Source organism: Nostoc sp. NMS2, from assembly GCF_017115105.1.
Lineage (GTDB): Bacteria > Cyanobacteriota > Cyanobacteriia > Cyanobacteriales > Nostocaceae > Nostoc.
The window spans coordinates 1-18671 of the sequence record NZ_JABXKH010000153.1; the positions used below are offsets into that span (position 1 = coordinate 1).

At 43.4% G+C, this 18671-nt stretch carries 16 protein-coding genes and 2 pseudogenes; 6 read left to right on the plus strand and 12 right to left on the minus strand.

All coding sequences use genetic code 11. The features are described 5' to 3' along the window. Positions 1-30: 30 nt before the first annotated feature. The 6 genes and pseudogenes from HWQ36_RS27640 to HWQ36_RS27665 all read right to left on the minus strand — a co-directional run bounded on the left by HWQ36_RS27640 (position 31) and on the right by HWQ36_RS27665 (position 6555). The gene (locus tag HWQ36_RS27640; RefSeq protein ID WP_292708799.1) at positions 31-417 is read right to left on the minus strand and encodes a putative Ig domain-containing protein; all 387 of its coding nucleotides are present in this window, start codon (positions 415-417) and stop codon (positions 31-33) included. Next, positions 320-1264, minus strand: coding sequence for a putative Ig domain-containing protein (locus HWQ36_RS27645; RefSeq protein ID WP_292708800.1), 945 nt, complete (start codon positions 1262-1264; stop codon positions 320-322). Before HWQ36_RS27645 ends, HWQ36_RS27640 begins: the two co-directional genes overlap by 98 nt. A gap of 51 nt (positions 1265-1315) precedes the next feature. Then, positions 1316-2644: pseudogene (locus HWQ36_RS27650) on the minus strand (IS701 family transposase). Between the two features lie 66 nt (positions 2645-2710). Further along, positions 2711-3236, minus strand: a pseudogene (locus HWQ36_RS27655) (transposase); the annotation flags it as partial. Between the two features lie 105 nt (positions 3237-3341). Further along, entirely contained in the window at positions 3342-3602 is a 261-nt protein-coding gene (locus tag HWQ36_RS27660) for a hypothetical protein (RefSeq protein WP_292708801.1), read from the minus strand. After that, complete coding sequence (locus HWQ36_RS27665) at positions 3595-6555, minus strand: FG-GAP-like repeat-containing protein (RefSeq protein ID WP_292708802.1); 2961 nt, start codon at positions 6553-6555, stop codon at positions 3595-3597. Before HWQ36_RS27665 ends, HWQ36_RS27660 begins: the two co-directional genes overlap by 8 nt. 92 nt (positions 6556-6647) lie before the next feature. On the opposite strand from HWQ36_RS27665, the gene HWQ36_RS27670 reads away from it, so the two are divergent. Next, positions 6648-6794 (plus strand): hypothetical protein, encoded by a 147-nt coding sequence (locus HWQ36_RS27670; protein ID WP_292708803.1) that lies wholly within the window; start codon positions 6648-6650, stop codon positions 6792-6794. A gap of 38 nt (positions 6795-6832) precedes the next feature. On the opposite strand, the gene HWQ36_RS27675 is transcribed toward HWQ36_RS27670, so the two are convergent. Next, on the minus strand, positions 6833-7525 hold the full coding sequence (locus HWQ36_RS27675) for a hypothetical protein (protein WP_292708804.1): 693 nt from the start codon (positions 7523-7525) through the stop codon (positions 6833-6835). Between the two features lie 362 nt (positions 7526-7887). Next, on the minus strand, positions 7888-8034 hold the full coding sequence (locus HWQ36_RS27680) for a hypothetical protein (protein WP_292708805.1): 147 nt from the start codon (positions 8032-8034) through the stop codon (positions 7888-7890). 454 nt (positions 8035-8488) lie between these two features. On the opposite strand from HWQ36_RS27680, the gene HWQ36_RS27685 reads away from it, so the two are divergent. From HWQ36_RS27685 to HWQ36_RS34460, 5 genes are all read left to right on the plus strand, one after another. Next, entirely contained in the window at positions 8489-9850 is a 1362-nt protein-coding gene (locus tag HWQ36_RS27685) for an AAA-like domain-containing protein (RefSeq protein WP_292708806.1), read from the plus strand. Between the two features lies 1 nt (position 9851). Next, positions 9852-11732, plus strand: coding sequence for a SpoIIE family protein phosphatase (locus HWQ36_RS27690; protein ID WP_292708807.1), 1881 nt, complete (start codon positions 9852-9854; stop codon positions 11730-11732). A gap of 36 nt (positions 11733-11768) precedes the next feature. Continuing rightward, positions 11769-12347, plus strand: a complete 579-nt coding sequence (locus HWQ36_RS27695; RefSeq protein WP_292708809.1) for an ATP-binding protein — start codon at positions 11769-11771, stop codon at positions 12345-12347. 26 nt (positions 12348-12373) lie between these two features. After that, positions 12374-12739: an STAS domain-containing protein gene (locus tag HWQ36_RS27700; protein ID WP_292708811.1), complete on the plus strand. Its 366-nt coding sequence runs from the start codon at positions 12374-12376 to the stop codon at positions 12737-12739. Between the two features lie 207 nt (positions 12740-12946). After that, on the plus strand, positions 12947-15400 hold the full coding sequence (locus tag HWQ36_RS34460) for an AAA-like domain-containing protein (protein ID WP_366829812.1): 2454 nt from the start codon (positions 12947-12949) through the stop codon (positions 15398-15400). On the opposite strand, the gene HWQ36_RS27715 is transcribed toward HWQ36_RS34460, so the two are convergent. The 4 genes from HWQ36_RS27715 to HWQ36_RS27730 form a co-directional block, all read right to left on the minus strand. Continuing rightward, complete coding sequence (locus HWQ36_RS27715) at positions 15401-16942, minus strand: FG-GAP-like repeat-containing protein (RefSeq protein ID WP_292708813.1); 1542 nt, start codon at positions 16940-16942, stop codon at positions 15401-15403. It abuts the gene before it with no gap. Positions 16943-17499: 557 nt separating this feature from the next. Continuing rightward, positions 17500-17631 (minus strand): hypothetical protein, encoded by a 132-nt coding sequence (locus HWQ36_RS27720; protein ID WP_292708815.1) that lies wholly within the window; start codon positions 17629-17631, stop codon positions 17500-17502. Next, positions 17631-17891, minus strand: a complete 261-nt coding sequence (locus HWQ36_RS27725) for a non-oxidative hydroxyarylic acid decarboxylases subunit D (protein ID WP_292708817.1) — start codon at positions 17889-17891, stop codon at positions 17631-17633. Before HWQ36_RS27725 ends, HWQ36_RS27720 begins: the two co-directional genes overlap by 1 nt. Then, entirely contained in the window at positions 17878-18264 is a 387-nt protein-coding gene (locus HWQ36_RS27730) for a UbiD family decarboxylase domain-containing protein (RefSeq protein ID WP_292708819.1), read from the minus strand. Before HWQ36_RS27730 ends, HWQ36_RS27725 begins: the two co-directional genes overlap by 14 nt. Positions 18265-18671: the final 407 nt, after the last annotated feature.

Below are 18671 nucleotides of genomic sequence, written 5' to 3' on the forward strand. Positions count from 1 at the left end.
AATTGCCATATTCTTTACCCTGTAGCTCTTTCAGGCTATTTTGTCTCCCCCCAAGGTCTTGGGGTCTCCCCAAGTAGAGGAACTGCCGAACCCGTAAGGGTCTTGGGGTACAAAGCCTGGATTATCTGGGTCTAAAGCAAAGGCGCGGAAGCGGACTGATTGCCCTTCTTGGATTTGCCAAGCGCCGAGGTTATCAAACACAGGTGCGGCGTTGACGTTGAGGACTGTAATTTTGGTAGTTTGTGTAGTAATTGATTCCCCATCACTGACGGTGAAGGGAATTTCAAACTCTCCTGCTTGGAAATAGGCTGGTATCCATTCAAACAATCCCGTGCGCGGGTCTAGCTGTGAACCACCGGGGAGGAGGGGGCTGGAGTAGGTGAGGTGTGAAGTCGCAAGCGAAGTCGCAAGTCGCAAGTGGGGAAATAGAATCGATTATGTCTGCGTCGGTTGCTTGGAGTTGGATGCGGATTTTTTCACCTTCGCGCACGATTGTGTTAGCGGGACGAATCAGGGTGGGGGCTTGATTGGTAGGTGCAATCAGGATGGTTGCAGTCTGCACTACTTTTTCTATACCGTCGCTGACGGTGAATTGCACGTTTTCATAAGTATCAGCCGCTTCATAACTGGGAGTCCAAGTCAGGATACCTGTAGCTGAATCAAAAATCGCACCATTAGGTAAATTATCAGCCCAATATGTCAGCTTGTTATGGTCTAAATCTGTTGCTTGGACTTTAATTTGTAAAGCCTTACCTTCTGCACCCTTGAGGAGGAGGGGGGGAGTGAGGGAGGGAGTGGGGGAGGAAATTGTGCCGCCACTAACAACAGGAGTATTAAATACTGGTTTATGATTCCCGCCGACCACATTTAAGGTAAAGGACTGTGTGGTGTGAGCGCCGCGCAGGTCGTATACTTGCAAGGTGACATCAGTGCTTACCGAACTTTGCTGTGTTGGCGACCAAGTAATTAAACCAGTATTTTGGTTAACACTCATGCCTTGGGGTGCATCATAGAGCAGATATCCCAGTACGGCACCATCTGGATCGTTTGCTGCCACCTGGTAATTATATGATTGACCAGAATAAGCTGTTAATACTGGGGCGGAAGTAATAATCGGTGCTTGATTCGGGTAAGGCAGTGCATAAATTCCTGGTGTAAACTCAACCCGCAGTGCATCTGGGTTGTAAACTGTAATCGTATGTGCAGTAGTAGATTGACCAGCTTTCAGGACACCTTGAGGTAAATTGTCCTTCAAATCCACCATATATCCCTCTTCTGTCACTTTCCGAGATAAGCAAGTAGTAAATAAGCTAAATCATCCAGAAGCATAAGAGGGTTTAAATTGATTCATTGCAGCAATTAAATGATTGAATCCCAGCAATAAATGTGAATTAGGGAAAATACTTAACCAGGGATAAATCAACCAAAATAGTAAAAGTGGTTGGATAATGAGACGTAGATTATTTAAAGTATTCTTCCATCCATATTCATGGTTCCATTGTGGATGATTAGAAAAATCCACATCACTATTTTCTTGTACCCCAGTTTCAAGTTGACGAGATTGATTTAAGCTTAAGAAGACTGGAGAATTTAAACTAATCATCGTGTAAACACAAAAAATAATCTCCCACCACCTCTCAATATGTTGGAAATTGGTGAAACGGTAATCTGTCCAGCCTAGTTCCTGTTTACACTGTCGAAAACCATATTCTACCCAGGTTCTTAATCCATATAAGTCGCCTAAAGTTTTCTTGAGATTACCTTGAAGATTTGTCATCACAAAAGAAGTAGAATTTTCTGGCATGGTTTCTGTATCAGTAGTAATTTCCCAGTAAGTTATGGCTCTTTTTTTACCATAAATTATTTCCCTAATGTATCTAATTTCTGATTTTTGATTGCTAAATGTTCTCTCAAATTTACACCATTTATTCGCCCTAACTCTTTCTCCTGCTGGCAAACAAACTCCATGATTACTTCTAATTGATACAACCTAAGCTAAATTATATTCAGCTATTTTTCTAATAAATTGACTACTTTCACCATATAAGCTATCAGCCAGTACTAATTCAATATTAAACCCTGATTCAATTAGCTCTGTAATAATTTCTGATGCTAACTCTATTTTCGTTTTGTATTTATCTGACTCCTTTAGTGTTCCTTTTGGTTTAAATACTTTTACAATTAATGGAAAAGTTATATTAGAGTAAACTCCATAAGCATTAACTGAAACTATCCCATTATCTATCTTCCCCACGCTTCCCAAATATTGTCTAGCCACATAATCAGTCTTTTTACCTTTTTTTCTATCTCCGGTTTCATCTATGACTACTGTAATTGCCTGACCATCTAATTCTTTCTTCAATCTATTTAATCTTCGTTGTTTTAACTTATTTACTGACCAATCTGAATTGGCTAGAAAATGATGTAATGACTGAGCTGAGTTAATACTTACGACTTTCGCTATCTCTGGTAATGATTTTCTTTGAATTTGGGACATTATTCCCAGATGTAAATATTTGAAGCACTCATAATTTCTTACTTCTTTAAACAGGTCTTTATACTCTGCACAATATTCATCTACGATCGCAACTGTTGGGTGAGCGTCTCTCGCCAAATGTTTTAGGATTTGTAATTCTACATCCATTGCCCTGCCTACCTTCCAGAGTTTTTTCTTTTGATTCTTTTATTCAGAATACCCGGAAAGTGACAGAAAAGGGATATCACCCGGCGCACAGGTCGCATCTAATATCAATTTCCCACGATTTTTTGGCGTACTATCTTCTTTTCCTTGTTCTGATGTTTTTTTTCAGTGCTAATCGAAGATGCTGTTTCTAGCATCTTCTTCACCATTTCTTGATTCACTTTGTTAACTAGGTCAGCACTGATTCTTTCACGAAAATGGACTAACATTGATGCATCAGATGGAGCTTCATTGCTATAACGTGACATCCCTATAAAGTACTGTAGATAAGGATTTTCCTTTATTTGTTCTACAGTTTCTCTATCACTTATCCCACGTTTAATTCTTTAATTATTAATGCACCTAACGCCATCCTAAATGTCTTTGCGGGTGCTCCCATTTCTCTAGAGAATCCAGAAGAATATTCCTCTTCAAATTCTGTCCAGGGTATTAAAGAAGCTAGAACTACCCAACGATTATCTAATGATAATTTCAGAGAAAACGCAAGTTCAAAGTTTTCTGGTGAGATTGCCGCCTGACCCTGTTTTCGGTACATGGTTACTAATGACATCGCCCCGGTAGAAGTGAACCACGAGTTCGGAAACGTCGCCCAAAAGCTTACCCCTTAATGACGAAACCCCGGCATGAATTACGAAAACAATTACAAACTGCTTAATTGGTAAGCGTTTCCGCTTTTCTTAGTGCCATTCGACTCACAAACCAGTCCAACATTTGGGGAGATACCGATTGTGGAAATCTTCTCTGAGTTTGTGCAACAGAGTTTGGTAGAGGGCAGGAGCACCACGTTGAGGGCGTTTCGACGGTGGACAAGAGAATGGCGCGATCGCCTAAACAATTGAGTTAATGAGGCGATCGCGCTAGCAGCGATTGCATTTAAAAACTTAGAAAAGTAGTTAGACAAAATCGGCAAAGGTAATCAGGCTAGAGTTGACACCCGTTAGCGTTGCCAAGGTTTCACTGCCATAGCCAATCAGCGTGTTGCTGCCACTAGCACTAATCGTCAGTTGTCCAAAACTCAATCCACCAATTAAACCAATCTTGTCGGTCTTGTCAGTAAAGTCAGTAATTGTGTCACTACCACCACCCTTAGCAAAGAAGAAGAAATCGATACTTGCCCCACCGATGAGGGTGTCGTTGCCTTTGCCGCCGTACAAAGCATCTGCATTGTCTCCACCGTTAAGGATGTCGTTGCCTTGCCCGCCGTCGAGCAGGTCTATGCCTTTGCCGCCGTTGAGGATATCATTACCCTTGTCGCCATAAAGCGCATCTGCGCCATCATTGCCGTTGAGCAAGTCGTCATACTCGCTGCCCCACAGCAGATCAATGCCGTTGCCACCGTTAAGGTTGAGTCCGACTGAGACGGCAACCGTAGCGGTAGAGGTCAAACTACCATCGCTGGTGGTGTATTGGAAGCTGGCATTACCCGTGTTAGCGGCAGTAAAGACGACATCGCCACTGCTGTTAAGGCTGACGCTGCCGTTGGTAGCGTTGCTGACGCTGGTAATCTTGAGAGTTGTACCAGCATCGGGGTCAGTGTCGTTAGCCAGCAGGGTTGCAGCGGCGATAGTTTTGGGGGTGTTTTTGTAAGCGCTAGTGCTGTCACCCGTAGCAGTCGGGGCTTCGTTGAGGTTGGTGATGCCAATGGCGATCGCTTCTTCGTAGGACAGTCCGCCCGCATCGGTGGTTTTGACGCGGATGCTGTAGGAGGATTTCGTCTCAAAGTCGGGGGAGGCGTTGATTTTGAGTTGGTTGCCGTTGACGATGGTAAACGCGCTATTGTCTCCATCGCCTGTGCCTGTAACTAACGCATAGGTGAAGTTGCCACCTTCAGGGTCGGTAGTGGAGAAACTGCCGACCGTTGTGTTGCCAGGCACGTTTTCGTTAACTGTCGCATTGCTCAGGGCAAGGTTAGTCGGGGCTTCGTTGACGTTGGTGATACCGATAGTGAAGGGTTTTTCGTAGGACAGTCCGCCTGCATCGGTGGTTTTGACGCGGATGCTGTAGCTCGATTTTGCCTCAAAGTTGGGGGAGGCGTTGATTTTGAGTTGGTTGCCATTGAGTGTAAAGGCGCTATTGTCTCCATCGCCTGTGCCTGTAACTAACGCATAGGAGAAACTGCCGCCTTCAGGGTCAGTGGTGGAAAATGTGCCAACGATCGTATTTGCGACCACATTCTCGTTAATTATTGTGTTATCAAGGCTCAAATCGGTTGGAGCAGTATTCCCGAAGACGCTAGTATTAAGCAACACCGAAACATTGTTAGAACCGGGGTTTGCGCTCACCAGGTCAACTTTGCCATCATTATTGAAGTCGCCAGTAGTCAACGCATAGGGACTCGGGGCGGTGGCAAAACCAACGGCTGGATCGAAGCTTCCAGTCCCATCACCCAATAGCACCAAAATCTTGCCAGTCCCGTTGCTAGCGACGGCGACATCGGTATTACCATCGCCGTTGAAATCCGCCGTTGTCAGTCTGGTAGTGTTACTGCCTGCTGCAAAGTTTGCGCCTGGGGTAAAGCTACCATCGCCGTTGCCCAACAATACCGAAACCTTGCCAGGAGAGGCATTGGTGGTAGCAATATCGGCTTTGCCATCATTATTAAAATCGGCAATTTTTACAGAATTGGGGAAAGAGTTTACCCCAAAGTTACTGGCTAGGGTAAAGCCACCTGCCCCATCACCTAAGAACGCCGAGACACGCTTGGGGCCAGCACTCGCACTGACAATATCGAGTTTGCCATCACCATTGATATCTCCAACATCTACAGTGGCAGTGTTATCATTCACTGCCAAGGTAGTAGAAGAGGGAAAGCCACCTAACCCATTGCCGAACAGAACCGTAAGGTTACTGGAAAAGTTATTTGCAATAACCATGTCGGACTTGCGATCGCCATTAAAATCTCCAATTGCGACTTCATTGGGAGCATTGCCCACATTAAAAGTACCACTTGAGGTAAAGCTGCCAGACCCATTATTTAAAAGAATGTAGACGTTGTTTGAAGAATAGTTTGTGACAGCCAGGTCATCATTACCATCACCATTAAAATCTCCAATCGCTACGCCTCTAGGCTGATCGCCCACGGCATAGTTGACGGCTGGAGCAAAGTTGCCCGTTCCATCCCCCAACAGCACAGATATATTATCGGACGTGGCGTTTGTAGCGACAATGTCTTGATTGCCATCGCCATTTAAATCCCCAACTGCCACAAAGACAGGAGCAGTGCCGACACCAAAGCTGTCAGCAGGGTCAAAGTCAAGGGCAAACACCCCGCCATAGCTGTGCATCAGTGTGGCAGTAAAGACAATCTTAGTGCTGACACTGCCCCGTTGCGCCTCTAGTTGCCAACTGCCGCCTAGCTCGGCACTGCCTACCCGTTGAGCCGAAGCCGCAATACGAGCTTTTGTTAACTGATGCAGTTGATCGAGGAATGCCGCTCCCGCATCACCTGCTGCCACGTTGCAGCCATACAGCAGCAGCGAGGGTGTAGAGTCAGTCGATTTTTGGGCGTGGGCAAACCACTGCATCAGTTGCGGCCCATAGTGATTGAGCGTATCGAGACTCAGCTGACTATTGCCTAAAGTCAGACAGCCCGGTACTCCATGAGCGACTAGGTGAATCTCGCTGATCTTGGGGTGAGTTTGCAGGGCTTGAGTGATTTGAGTTATGCCATCGCTGTTGGGGTCTAGCACTATTGCTTTAATGCCGGACTTTACACCTTTTGCTAACATCGCAGCATCGGCAACATTCGCATCAATAAACACGATTGAGCGATGCTGTTGTTCTGGCGCGGCATCAAGGTTGGCAGAGTTGCTCTTGAAGCTGTTGTTAGTGCTTGGATGATGGATTTTAGACATGGCGATTGACTTGAATAACTAGAATCAGTATTATTTAAAATTCTGCTTTGAACAACCTAAGTTTAGGATCTTAAGATCCTAACTTAAGAATTATGAGCATAAGCCAGTACTGGCAATTGTTTGAGCCATTTAAGAACTTAAGGGCAAGCTTGTGCGATCGCTTAAGTTCGGAAAAATTGGCTTATCTTCGGAAAAACTTTGAAATCTGCGATCGCTTGGATCTTACTGACAAAAACTGAAACGTTGATTATGAATGCTCAAGCAGAGTAATTAACCATTATTTAATAGTAAGTACTAACGCATATTTAGCCGTATAATCTTTTTCCTTTAAATACTCGTCTAGTTCAAACTTCTGCCCCCAAGTCCACAACTCTAATGTTGAAGAATTTTGAGAACTTTGATTTTGCGGAATGTAGACCCAGTGCGACATATAATCGTAGGGTTTAAACTCGTTATTTTTAGCCCGAACATTCTTGGCAACACCTAGAATCGTTCCCATGTGTTCTGGACTAGAGAGACTAGCCAATGTATGACGATATTTAGAGACAAAACTTGCTTTGGCGTTTTGGATCTTGTTTGCATCTTGTAAGTCAAAATCCGCATTAGAAATAATTTCCCAGTTATCAACTATCGCCTTGTCTCCATATACAAGCTTCACTAACCAAGCTAAGGCATCACGGGTAAGCGCTAAATCCCCATTTTTGTAAGAATAACCGAGGCTTACTCCCGGTGTCAGGTTTTTGAGCTTCATAGATAGAGGGTTATATTCCCAGTCTTCAAACTTAGATGAATAGGTATTACATTCATCCCAAATTGTGTTTTTGCCTGACTGCTTCAAATATTCTTTGAAAATAATCATCAGTCCAACACACATCTTTAAATCAAAAAGTTTTGTCTGACCTATCACTTCCGGTTCGTCATTCTCAAAATTATAGATTGTACCCCAAGGATTATTTAGTGAGTCTGTCATTTGGGAACGTTTTTCTAAACGTTCCGTGACCTTCTGTGAGTTATTCACTCCTTTGTAATTTTTACTATTGAAAATGGCATCAGATAGGCTATTGAATTCACTGAGATTATGTTATAAGCTGTTACGCAGCTAGATTGTATAATATTAGATTAAGTAATTAATTTAGTATCAGCCATCTATGCCAGCAAAAAATCATCTTTCCCAAGAGCAGAAGGAACGGCTACTAAAAACGCTAAAAGAGCATGAAAATCCCTACGTATAAGTGGCATATAGTTTACCTCCGATAAATTATCTTTACAAAAGTGGTCAAAACAATTCAAAATTAATACCCCAGATCTAAAACCAGGGGATTACAAAGAGCTTTAGTCTGGATTTTTCAACCAATTGCAGGTCAGCTTCCCATCGATTTTTTGCCACTTTGCAAACAGTCCTTTAGAAGTTGGCTGATTTACTCGAACTGAGTTTAAGATGATAGGCTGAGTAGATTCGGTAGCGGTAAAAGCTAGCATAATATTTCCTCCTGAGTGTTTTTGTTGCTGAAGTTAAAAGAATGTTTGATACACCGTTACTTGGGTTATGAAGAATAACAAGATTTTCATGTTGCTTGCTGAATCTGTCTTAATGTCCTGTCAGGACTGGATTGAGCAACTGAAATTAGTATGATTCACTGTTCTAGTTTGAACAACCGAAGTTTAGGAGCTTAAGCACAGAACTTAAGGATTATGGTTATAAGCTAGTACTGGTATAAATTTCAGCGATTATAGAACTTAAGGAATTGTTGGAGCGATCGCTTAAGTTCGGAAAAATCTTTCAAGCCTGCCTATTTCGACAACAGACATGTTAACTTCCATAAACTTTAAGTGCTATTACTGAGTTTGAAGCTGCTTTCTAGAGTAAACTACGTATTTAAGCGTAGATTCGTCTTCACTGCCTTCAAATCAAACGATTAGCTCAAGATTCCAAATGGCTGACCAAAAGCAAAGACGCAGGCGGGGTGTGCTTCTGACATTGCAAGGGTTAAAAAAACTCCAAGAAGCCAAATCTGAGGCAGAATTTCAGGAAAATTACGGCAACCGCTATACGCTTGAAGCTTTGAGCGATCGCACTGGCTTATCTTTAGACACTTTAATGAAAGTATTAAAGTGCGAAGCTGGAGTTGATCGACAAAGCCTCAAATCCTGCTTCAGCGCTTTCAATTTAGTTCTGGAGTCAAGCGATTATTCAGGATTAAAACCTCAAATTGCAGAGGTTTTCGAGTTAGAAGCTACGCAATCAACTCAAGAGCAACCAGAATTTCCCGAAGGCCAAGTACCGCTAGATTCAGCGTTTTATGTAGAGCGATCGCTAGTTGAAGCTGAGTGTTACAGAGCAATTACCCAGCCAGGGGCACTAATCCGTATTAAAGCTCCCAGACGCATGGGAAAAACCTCGTTGATGGCCAGAATTCTCGCTCAAGCTGCTAAAAGTGGCTATCGCGCTGTCCCCATCAACTTCCAGCTAGCCGATAAAGCAACTTTTAATGATTTAGAAAAATGCTTGCAGTGGTTCTGTGCCAGTGTCAGTTTGGGGTTGCGGCTGCCGAATAAACTAACAGAGTATTGGGATGCCCTGTTTGGTAGCAAGATTAGCTGCAAGATGTACTTTGAACAGTATCTACTCACCCAAATCAAGGCACCATTAGTACTAGCTTTGGATGATGTCGATCGCCTGTTCCAATATCCCGACTTGGCAGATGAATTTTTTGGGCTATTGCGAACCTGGCATGAGGAAGCAAAGAACCGGGATATTTGGAAAAAACTTAGATTAGTTGTCGCGCACTCAACAGAAGTTTATATTCCACTAAATGTGAATAAATCCCCATTTAATGTCGGGTTGCCCATTGAGTTGCAGCCGTTTACCAACGAGCAGGTACAGAACCTAGTCAAACAATATGGACTGGATTGGTCAGATCAAGAGATAGAGCAACTGATGGCGCTTGTAGACGGACATCCTTATCTGGTGCGATTGGCTCTGTATCACATTCAGCAGCAGCAAATGCCTTTAGAGCAGTTTTGGCGATCGCATACCTTAAATGGAATCTACAGGGATCACTTGCAACAACAATTGTGGAGTCTACAACAGCATCCAGAACTGGCAGCAGCCTTTACTAAGGTTGTGACGGAAACCGCGCCTGTGGAGTTAGATTTGGCCCAGGCGTTCCAGTTACAAAGTATGGGATTGGTGCATCTGCACGGTAAACAGGTGACACCCAGTTGCAAGTTGTACTGGGAGTATTTTCACGTTGGCGCAGGCCAACCTATGCATCGCTTCAGTAGCAGTTCCTAAAATGAAGCTACAACAAAAGACACTGCTGATTATTAATGCAACACTACTCGGTTTGATTGGGTTGTTTTACACTGCCTCTTCAGCTATCTTTATGAATAGCATCCAGCAAGCAGAAAAGCATGAAGCCCAGCAAACCGTCAAAGGTGTTCTGAGTTTACTGAGGCAAACTCAAGAAAATTTCCGCGATCGCTACATTGATTGGTCAGCGTGGGATGATACCTACAACTTCGTTGAGAACCGGAATAACAACTACTCTCAAGCAAATCTAGTGCCGGAAACCCTCAGAGCTTTGCAAGTTAATTTAATTGTATATATTAATACGTCCAATCGGATTGTCTATGGTACTGGCTTTGACTTGAATAATCAGACCTACAAACCAATTCCTGCATTGTTGAGCGATCGCCTCTCCTCCCCCAACGATTTGCTGCTACAGCGCCCTAACTTAACCACAAAGCAGACTGGCATTCTCTTGTTACCTGAAAGCCCCATTTGGATTACTTCCCAACCAATTCTTAGGAGTACAGGCAAGGGCCCCATCCGGGGTAGTTTAATTCTTGGTCGCAATCTCGATGCTAAAGCAGTTGAGCAACTATCTAGGATTGCTCGTCTGCCAATTAAAATACATCGCCTAGATAAACGCCAACAGGCTGCTAAATTCCAGACAGTCAAACCCAACTTGTCTAACGGTGCGATCTCTGTACAACCTATTAGTGAAGAAGTAATTGAAGCATATACATTACTGAATGACATCGATGGCAAGCCTGCTCTGGTTTTGCAAGTAGATATTCCCAGAACCACCTATCAGCAAGGTCGAACAAGTCTATACTATTTAATTAGCGCTTTGCTAATCAGTGGAATTGTCTTCGATGCCGTTGTCCTGCTGTTGCTCAATCGCTCCGTTTTATCTCGGTTAGCTCAGTTGAGCCGTGAAGTTGCCCATATTCGTGACCTTAGCAACCTCTCAGCCAAGCTGTCGGTGTCTAGCAATGATGAAATCTCTGAACTCACGATAACCATCAACCGGATGTTAGAAGCACTCTTCACATCTCAGGAAAAACAGCAGAACACCCTTAATCAACTGGCTCAAGCAAATCAGGAAATCGAATCTCTAAACAATTCGCTCAAATCTGAAAATCTGCGGATGAGTGCAGAACTGGCAATTACCCGTCACCTCCAACAAATGATCCTACCAAAACCAGAGGAACTACGCCAAGTTCCAGGACTGGACATTGTGGGCTTTATGCAACCTGCTGATGAAGTTGGCGGCGATTACTACGATGTGGTGCAAAGCAATGGTTTAGTCAAAATCGGCATTGGTGATGTTACCGGACATGGGCTAGAAAGCGGGGTGCTGATGCTGATGACTCAAACCGCAGTCCGCACCTTACTAGAGAATCAGGAAACTAACTCTACCAATTTCCTCAACACGCTCAATCGGGTGATCTACGACAATGCCCGACGCATGAATTTTCAAAAGAATCTGACACTGGCACTACTAGATTATCAGGGGGGACGCATCCGGTTGAGTGGGCAACATGAAGAAATGCTGGTGGTGCGTTCTGGTGGGGAAATTGAGCGAATTGATACCATCGCTCTGGGATTTCCCTTGGGAGTGATTGCAGATATCAATCAATTCATTAGCCAAACTGAAGTGCAACTGCAATCAGGGGATGGTGTAGTGCTGTATACCGACGGCATCACCGAAGCCAGAAACTCGCAGCGAGAACAATATGGACTAGAGCGATTGTGTCAGATCGTTAGCCAGAACTGGCATCAATCAGCTGAAGGTGTTAGCCAAGCAGCGATCGCACATCTGCGATCGCACATTGGAGAGCAAAAGATTCGGGATGACATTACATTACTCGTACTCAAGCAGCAATAAATCCAAGTTATGTTGAAAAACAGAGGTCAAACCAATATGACTCAGGTATTTGGGGATTTTATCGAAAATTCATCCCCCAGTACAGAGTATTTGATTATTGGGTTTTCACCCAGTTCGATTCCTTTAAAGCAGCGTTGGCAGAACAATGGCTTATCCGCTGGCTTTATTGCCGATTATCTAGTTGCCTTTTTCCCAGTTGACGAGAATGAACCGGGTGCGTTGGACAAACGGAACAAAACTATTGGGGCTGTGAAATACATTACCAATGAATTATTAGAAAATGCAATGAAGTTCAGCGATGAAATCTTGCAATTTCCAGTCAGTATTAAACTCGAATTGAGAACCGATTGTCTGATCTTTAAAACAACTAATGCTATCAATTATCAAGCAGTTCCATCTTTTCAAGCACTGATTGAGGAGCTAACCACCTCTGATCCGAGTGAATTATTCATCCGCCGCTTAGAAAAAAATACAGAGGATAATTGGAATACGTCTGGGTTAGGTTTAATCACAATCATCAATGACTACAGGGCTAAACTCGGTTGGAAGTTTGAGATAATTAAGCAGCAGCCAGAAATGATCACTGTCACCACAACTGTACAGCTACCCCTGTAATTTCTCTGAACAATCCAATTTAATCTATGGCAAGCTTTGCTAATCAAATGGAAATTAAAGATAAAGGCTACAGTGTTCATTACGATTTAGAGGCTCAAACAGTGATTTTTCAGGGAGAACTTTTGCTTAGTGACATGGACAGTTATGCTCCTATCATGTCATTGCTAGATAACATCGTGGCGCAAGAACCTCCGGTTCTAACCTTAGATTTACGCGGTTTGGAGTTCTTAAATAGTTCGGGAATTAATATGTTGTTCAGGCTTGTGATCAAAGTGCGTGAAAAAGAAAATATACAACTGGTCATTCGAGGGGCAAGCCGTGTTTCTTGGCAAAGTAAATCCTTAGTGAATTTGCAGCGATTGATGCCTACAGTACAACTAAATTTGGAATGAAAAGGGAGTAATGCATCAATTATCTTAGAGGATGTTTGAAAAGTCCTCTTCTCAGTAGCAAAACGTTCTAGATCCCCCTAAATCCCCCTTTGTAAGGGGGACTTTGATTCCGGTTTCCCCCTTTTTAAGGGGGGTTAGGGGGGGTCAATAAGTACCTAAAATCACAGACAATCACTTTTCAAACAACCTCTTAGGATAGCTACAACAATGACAGAGGCAAACTCCAAGGAACAGTTATTATTTGAGCTAAAGCGATTAAATCTCAAAATAGAGACGCTAAATCGTCAATTGGAGGCGCTACAGCGAGAAAAAACTGATTTGGAAATCATGCTAGAAGCTACAGCAGAGCATGGCGATCGCGTTTTGAAAGATTTGCTACGGCAGAAGATTGACTTGGAAATTTTATTGGAAGCCACGACAGAGCATTCCGATTCCATTACTCTAGAACTGAGACAGCAGCGAGAAGAACAGTTTCAACGAATCGCGGAAGCAATACCTGTTGGAGTTATCATTTCTAGCGTTACCGATAGTCAGATTTTATATGCAAATGAAGCGATGGAAACGCTACTAGGGGTTTCTCCTCAAGCGTTGCTCAATTATCGCTCAGTTGAATTTTGTTATAACCCCGCAGAGCGTCAAACAATTTTGTCCATTCTGACTAAAAACCAACAATTCCAAGGACAAGCCCGACTCAAACGAGCTGATGGTACACCATTTTGGGCATTGCTTTCATTAAAACCCTTCAAATTCCAAGGTACAAAATCACTCCTAACTGCACTGTACGACATTAGCGATCGCAAGCAAGCTGAAGAAGCCCTGCAAGAAAGCAAACAGCAGATCAATCGCCAAAACACAGCATTGATTGCACTGACCCGGAACAAAGCCTTGAGTCAGGGGGACTGGCAAACGGCTATCCAAGAAATTACCATAGTGGCTTCCCAGACGCTAGACATTGAACGTGCCAGTGTTTGGCTGTATGGCGAAGAAAAAGCTGGCATTTACTGTGTCGATTTATTTGAACTAACAGCAAACCGCCATTTTGAAGGGAGCGAACTAACAGCTGCCGACTATCCCGCCTACTTCCGGGTTTTGGAAGAAAGCGAGATCATTGTTGTAGACAATGCTGCGACAGATCCCAGAACAGCTGAATTTTGGGAGTCCTACCTCAAGCCCCTTAAAATTACAGCCTTGCTGGATGCCCCGATTCGGTTAGATGGGGAAACGATTGGCGTTTTGTGTCTGGAACAGGTCGGTACTCCACGCCCCTGGACGGTGGAAGAACAGGGATTTGTTCGGTCAGTGGCGGATCTAGTGACACTAGCGATGGAAGCTCATCAGCGCAACCAAGCAGAAGCAGAGCGGATGCAGTTTATCCAAGAGCTTGCCCTCAAAAATGCAGCTTTGCAGCAGGCTAGAGATGAATTAGCCCAAATCAATCGCACTCTGGAAGCGAAAGTTGAACAGCGCACCCAGGAATTATCTCAAACTTTAGAAGTTCTCAAAGCCACCCAAGCTGAACTGGTGATTGAAAACGCCCTACTCAGGAGTGCAGAACAAACCCTAACTTATGACTATCAAGTTGGTGGGAGTTTGCCAATGGATGCACCCACATACGTGGTGCGGCAAGCCGATCGCAATCTCTACAAAGCGCTGAAGCTAGGAGAGTTTTGCTATGTCCTGAATTCGCGACAAGTTGGCAAATCTAGCTTGCGAGTACAAATTATGAAACGGCTCACAGCAGAAGGCTTTGCCTGTGCTGCGATCGACCTTTCAGAAATTGGCAATCGCCAGACTACCCCAGAACAGTGGTATGCAGGTTTTAGTTATTTATTGATAACTAGCTTTGATTTGTCGAGTAAAGTTAATATTCGTACTTGGTGGCAGGAACATAATTTTTTGTCTCCAGTTCAGCGATTGAGTCTGTTTATCGATGAAGGATTACTCAAAAACATCTCTGAAAATATCATTATTTTTATCGATGAAATTGACAGCACACTCACACTTGATTTTGGCATTGATGACTTTTTTGTGTTGCTGCGGACTTGCTATAACAAACGAGCTGACAATCCAGACTATAAACGTATTTCGTTTGTCTTACTTGGGGTCGCTACGCCTTCTCAATTGATTCAAGATAAGCAGCGGACACCGTTTAATGTGGGTCAGGCGATTGAACTAGAGGGCTTTCAGTTGCATGAAGCCCAACCTTTGCTTGTGGGGTTGGCAGAGAAAGTTAGTAACCCGCAAGCCGTACTCAAAGAAGTGCTAGCCTGGACGAACGGTCAACCTTTTCTGACTCAAAAACTCTGTAAACTGATTCGCAAATCAGAAACTTCCGTTTCTACAAGTAGTGAGGCAGAGTGGGTTGAAAATTTGGTGCGATCGCAAATTATCAAAAATTGGGAATCTCAAGACGAACCGGAGCATTTAAAAACAATTCGCGATCGCTTGCTGAGAAATGAACAGCGAGTTGTGCATCTCCTAAACCTTTATCGACAAATTTTACAGCAACAAGAGGTGTTTGCTTCTGACAGTTCAGAACAAATGGAATTACTCTTGTCAGGCTTAGTAGTCAAACAACAGGGAAAACTAAGAGTTCACAACCGGATTTATGAATTAATCTTTGACAGGAGTTGGGTTGAGCGAATAATTCATAATTCGTAATTAAACAATCGTCATATCAAGGGAGGGGACAAAAGACGCAGCATTCTCTAAAGTTGCAAACTGCACCCCGCCAAATGACAAAGCACCGTTGCTAGCATTAAAGGAAAACTGGTTGGTTGAAGTTGCGCCAAAGCTGGAGCCATTAATCAAAATTTTGTCTCCCTCGCTGCGATTAAAATCTTTGATGACATCAATTCCTTCAGACCTAGAGTCGAAGGCAAATCTATCAGCACTAGTCCCGCCTGTGAGCGTGTCATTACCGCTTCCACCTTTAAGAGTATCATTACCCACCCCACCAAGGAGAATATCATTACCCAAATTGCCCAAAAGGTAATTATTAGCATTATTGCCCGTGATGATGTCGTTACCTCGACTGCCGATGGCGTTTTCGATTTCCACCAAATACTCTATCCCAGAATCGCCAATAGCAATAGCCTTACCCGTTAGCAGATTAATGTTGATTCCAACTGTACTGTAGTCATAAGTAACATAGTCACTACCTGCACCGCCGTTGAGGGTGTCATAACCCAAACCACCACTGAGGGTGTCATTGCCATCTCCACCGCTCAGAATATCATTGTTGTCACCGCCATCAAGGTAGTCATTGCCCGTTCCGCCATCAAGGTAGTCATTACCCGAATAGCCATACAATGTGTCATCCCCTTCTTCACCTCTTAAAGAGTCATTCACACTTCCGCCATTGAGCCTGTCATCAGGGTTATTCAGGAAGTATGTAAGTTGACCTAGACCATCTCCGACAACAGCATCACGGAAGCCATCCCTATTAATATCAACTAAGGTAGGTGTGCTAGAACCCACCACAGCAATGTTATAGAAAGGGTCGCTGGTGCCCGTTTGCAGTGTATATTGGGGGTTGGTGGCACTGCCCGTATTCTTGTAGTACGCGAATCCACCGTAGGAATCTCCAATAACGAGATCGAGGTCAGCATCTCCATCTACATCGCCTAATGAGGGTGCGGGGACATAGCCTCCAATACCATCAAAGGGATTACTAGTGCCGATTTGCTCAGTATATTGGGGGTTGGTGGCACTGCCTATATTCTTGTAGTACTTAAGGGTAAATGTTTCTGCAACAAGGAGATCGAGGTCGCCATCCCCATCTACATCGCCTAATGTCTGTGCATCAGTATAATGTTCCGCAATGCTATTAAAGGGATTGCTAGTACCGATTTGCTCAGTATATCGGGCATTGGTAGCACTGCCCGTATTCTTGTAGTACTTGAGCCTGCTGTCACCTCCAACAAGGAGATCGAGGTCGCCATCCCCATCAATATCACTTAAGGTGGGTTTGCTTGCATCATTTATAGCAATATTATTAAAGGGATTGCTAATACCGAATTGTTTAGTATATCCAACGTTGCCCTCATTCTTGTAGTAGTGGAGTCCACCATTATTGTCTCCAACAACGAGATCGAGGTCGCCATCCCCATCGATATCGCCTAAAGTGGGTGCGCTATTTCCCACAGAACCAATAATGCTGCTGAAGGGATCGTTGTAGCCAGTTTGGGGTACAAAAGCCATAATGATTAGTTTCCTTTGGTAAATAATTGGTATTCACAAATCAAGACACGATTAATTGCATCTCTATAAAAATCTAGAGCGGTAAAACTTGCTAGAGTAGATTTTTAATGATTGAAATAGGCGTAAATAGGTAAACCAAAATTTTCAATAATAACGAATTTACTAGGTTTAAGTTTTTGCTCTAGCTAGCTTTGCCACTCTAGATAAAAATGAATGGCTGCGGCTGGGTTCGCCAGCATGTCTGCATAGAGAAAGTTGCAATGTATGTTTAATGCCTAGAAATCTTGTACTTGGGCTATAACAAGTAACAAGATTTTTTAAATTCACCTGCTGAATCTGTCTTTATGTCTTGTCAGGACTAGATTGATTGAGCAACTGAAATTAGTATGATTCACAGTTCTAGTTTAAACAACCGACATTTAGGATCTTAAGCACCGAACTTAAGGATTATGGTTATAAGTCAGTATTGGTAGACATTTGAGCGATTATAGAACTTAAGGGCAAGCTTGAGCGAGCGCTTAAGTTCGGAAAAGTTGCCTTAAGTTCGGAAAAATCTCTCAAGCAGCCGTAGGTATACCAAAATAACAACGGCACTCGCAAAAGCTATAAATGCGATCGCCAAAATCACAACGGCACTCGCAAAAGCTATAAATGCGATCGCCAAAATCACAATTGCGTAGGCATCGCACTATTCATCCCTTAACTTAGGTATTGTTGGCAGCACAGAGAAGTTTGGGATATCAGCAGGATTAATTTTGAATTGAGGATTATACTTCCTCGAATCGGTTGCATAATCAGGTTCGGTTGATCGCCAACCATAAAAGCAGACGCGACAGCCATAAACCACCCAGATATCTGGAACAGGCGATTTAGTAATAATTTCCGTATTAGTTGAGTCACAACGCGGACATGACGGAGCGATTTCTTTTGTAGAATCAGGCGCGGACATTCAGCATCTCCCGAAATTTGGCTTCCCATAGGTCTGTACCCAATGGAGTATCTAACGGCTGTAAATAGTGACCGCGAACATCAGGTGCTACTGGAGTAGTGGCATCAATAATCATTTTGTGGGCGATACCTTTAGGGTTGGAGCTTGGATCGAGCGGCACAACGGACATATTCGGTAAAACTACTAAATCGTCAGCTGGGTTAAACTTGGTAGCGATCGCCCACATCACTTGATTGAGGTCGAATGGATCGACCGTTTCATCAACGACGATGACTACTTTGGCATAACCCAGACCATGAGGTGTGGAAAGAACCCTCAACCCGACAGCTTTTGCGAAACCACCTGATCGGCATTTCGTGGAAATAACAACCACAAGTCCGTGTGTATAGAAAGCGTTGACAGGTAATTTTTACTGTGTGTGGTCTAGTTAGACTAAGAATTGGTTCCCTGATTTTGCCAGTTTTATTCTAGTCCTGAAAAATAGGTATGTTATGAATTAATTATCGCAATTTTTCTGGGCTATACTATCAGTAACTATCTCTAGCCCCCATTATTCCGTTGACTCTGGCTTTCACTGAAACCATCTCTAAGCCAGACACAGACTGTTTTTTAAATTTTCGGACAAGTCTATTGAAGTGGATTTTTCATTATGGTAGACCAACGGTAGACGTTCAAATCTCCGTTCTACCATTTTTTTGTACCTAGATTATATTTAGGACTGGTCTATTAGGTTACGAGAAAACGAGAGCTTGGAGGATGCTCCAAGTGCTTCCGCACAGA

Coding starts and splice junctions, on each gene's coding strand:
- HWQ36_RS27645 (WP_292708800.1), bottom strand. CDS start 1,264: ATGGTGGATTTGAAGGACAATTTACCTCAAGGTGTCCTGAAAGCTGGT.
- HWQ36_RS27665 (WP_292708802.1), bottom strand. CDS start 6,555: ATGTCTAAAATCCATCATCCAAGCACTAACAACAGCTTCAAGAGCAAC.
- HWQ36_RS27670 (WP_292708803.1), top strand. CDS start 6,648: ATGAGCATAAGCCAGTACTGGCAATTGTTTGAGCCATTTAAGAACTTA.
- HWQ36_RS27675 (WP_292708804.1), bottom strand. CDS start 7,525: ATGACAGACTCACTAAATAATCCTTGGGGTACAATCTATAATTTTGAG.
- HWQ36_RS27680 (WP_292708805.1), bottom strand. CDS start 8,034: ATGCTAGCTTTTACCGCTACCGAATCTACTCAGCCTATCATCTTAAAC.
- HWQ36_RS27685 (WP_292708806.1), top strand. CDS start 8,489: ATGGCTGACCAAAAGCAAAGACGCAGGCGGGGTGTGCTTCTGACATTG.
- HWQ36_RS27690 (WP_292708807.1), top strand. CDS start 9,852: ATGAAGCTACAACAAAAGACACTGCTGATTATTAATGCAACACTACTC.
- HWQ36_RS27695 (WP_292708809.1), top strand. CDS start 11,769: ATGACTCAGGTATTTGGGGATTTTATCGAAAATTCATCCCCCAGTACA.
- HWQ36_RS27700 (WP_292708811.1), top strand. CDS start 12,374: ATGGCAAGCTTTGCTAATCAAATGGAAATTAAAGATAAAGGCTACAGT.
- HWQ36_RS34460 (WP_366829812.1), top strand. CDS start 12,947: ATGACAGAGGCAAACTCCAAGGAACAGTTATTATTTGAGCTAAAGCGA.
- HWQ36_RS27715 (WP_292708813.1), bottom strand. CDS start 16,942: ATGGCTTTTGTACCCCAAACTGGCTACAACGATCCCTTCAGCAGCATT.
- HWQ36_RS27725 (WP_292708817.1), bottom strand. CDS start 17,891: ATGTCCGCGCCTGATTCTACAAAAGAAATCGCTCCGTCATGTCCGCGT.